The following is a 1,696-nucleotide window of genomic DNA, read 5'->3' as shown; positions in this document are numbered from 1 at the left end:
CACGGCGGTCCTGGCGACAGCCCGAGGGTGGGCTCAATCGCCCGACGTCTGTCCCCGGCGCGGCACCTGCGGCGACATCGCGGCCGCGGCCTCCGCCTTGGCATCACTCACCGCTGCGGCGGCCTGCTTCTCGGCCTCGTCAGCAGCCGCCGCCGCGTCGAGCGACACCGTCGAGCCCGCACCGAGCTCCGGAACCAGGCTCTCAGGCGGCGCTTCGTCGGCGGTGGCTGCCTCCGCGGGTTGCGGAGGTGTGGGAGCACCCGCCGTGGCCTGGTCGCCGAACGCACGGGTGACGGTCCGCACCGCCTCGGTCAGCTCCCCCGGGATCACCCAGAACGTGTTGTTGTCGCTGCTCGCCAAGTGCGGGAGCGTCTCCAGGTACTTGTAGGCCAGGATCTTCGGGTCGGCGTTGTTGCGATGGACGGCCTGGAAGACGAGCTCCACCGCCTTTGCCTCGCCGTCCGCCCGAAGGATCATGGCTTGCTGCGTGCCCTGTGCCTCCAGGATGTCCTTCTGCTTCGTGCCTTCCGCGGTAAGGATCTTGGCTTGCCGCTCCCCCTCGGCGTGCAGGATGGCCGCGCGCTTGTCACGCTCGGCCCGCATCTGCTTCTCCATCGCTTCCTTGATCGTGTGCGGTGGATCGATGGCCTTGATCTCCACGCGGTTGACCCGGATGCCCCACTTGCCGGTGGCGTCGTCGAGGACGGCGCGGAGCCGGGAGTTGATCTCCTCACGCGAGGTGAGCGTCTCCTCCAGGTCCATGCTGCCGATGACGTTACGCAGCGTGGTCACGGTGAGCTGATCGATCGCATGCAGGTAGTCGGCGACCTCGTAGGCCGCCGCCCGCGGGTCGGTGATCTGGTAGTAGAGCACGGTGTCGATGTTCACCACGAGGTTGTCCTCGGTGATGACCGGCCTGGGGTCGGAGGAATAGACCTGCTCGCGCACGTCGAGTTTGGTGTTGATGCGGTCCGCCACCGGCACAACGAAGTTCAGACCGGGCTGTAGCGTCCGGCGGTATCGGCCGAACCGCTCGATGTTGTAGCGGCGTGCCTGCGGGACGATCCGCACGGTGGAGGCCACGAGGAAGACGACGACGATGGCCGCCACAAGAGTGAGGATGACAACTGGTTCCACAGTGCCTCCGTTGCTGTGTGTTCAGCCGTTCACGGAAGGAGCTCGCGGGGGTAGACGATGGCCGTGGCGCCTTCGATCTCCATGACATCCACCAGCGCTCCCACCGGGATCACCAGGCTCTCGTCGAGGGCGCGGGCGGACCACTCCTCGCCGGAGAGTTTGATCAGGCCGTGGGTTGTGGTGACCTCCTGCATGACCTCGGCCCGCTTGCCGATCAGCGCATCCGTGCCGTCGCGTGTGAGGGGTTGCTGTGCCATGTGCCGCAGCGCGACAGGACGGACGATGACGAGACCCGCTGCCGCTGCTATCGCGAAGGCAACGAGCTGGCCGAGAACGCCGATGCCCACACCTGCGACTACGGCAGCCACCAACGCGGCGCCCGCCAGCAACCCGAAGACGAGTGTCAGGGTGAAGAACTCCGCGGCACCCAGTACCCCGGCGGCGAGCAGCCATATGAACCACGGCATCAAACCGCCCTCCTCACAGGGGCCTTCTCCACCAAGCTACCTGCCCGTAACGCCGGGCAGAACTGATACGACAGCCGTGGTTCTTGATCGTT

At 66.7% G+C, this 1,696-nt stretch carries 2 protein-coding genes; both read right to left on the bottom strand.

The genetic code is table 11. The annotated features are described in order from the left end of the window. Positions 1-33: 33 nt before the first annotated feature. Positions 34-1,137, bottom strand: a complete 1,104-nt coding sequence (locus ACIA8X_RS46850; protein ID WP_393443844.1) for an SPFH domain-containing protein — start codon at positions 1,135-1,137, stop codon at positions 34-36. Positions 1,138-1,166: 29 nt separating this feature from the next. Then, a complete protein-coding gene (locus tag ACIA8X_RS46845; protein WP_393443846.1) occupies positions 1,167-1,604 on the bottom strand; it encodes an NfeD family protein in 438 nt (145 codons plus the stop codon). Between the last annotated feature and the right edge of the window lie 92 nt (positions 1,605-1,696).

The organism is Streptomyces sp. NPDC051738 (assembly GCF_044453205.1).
Lineage (GTDB): Bacteria > Actinomycetota > Actinomycetes > Streptomycetales > Streptomycetaceae > Streptomyces.
Note: the sequence above shows the minus strand (reverse complement) of the source record. Positions and strands in the feature narration are given on the sequence as shown.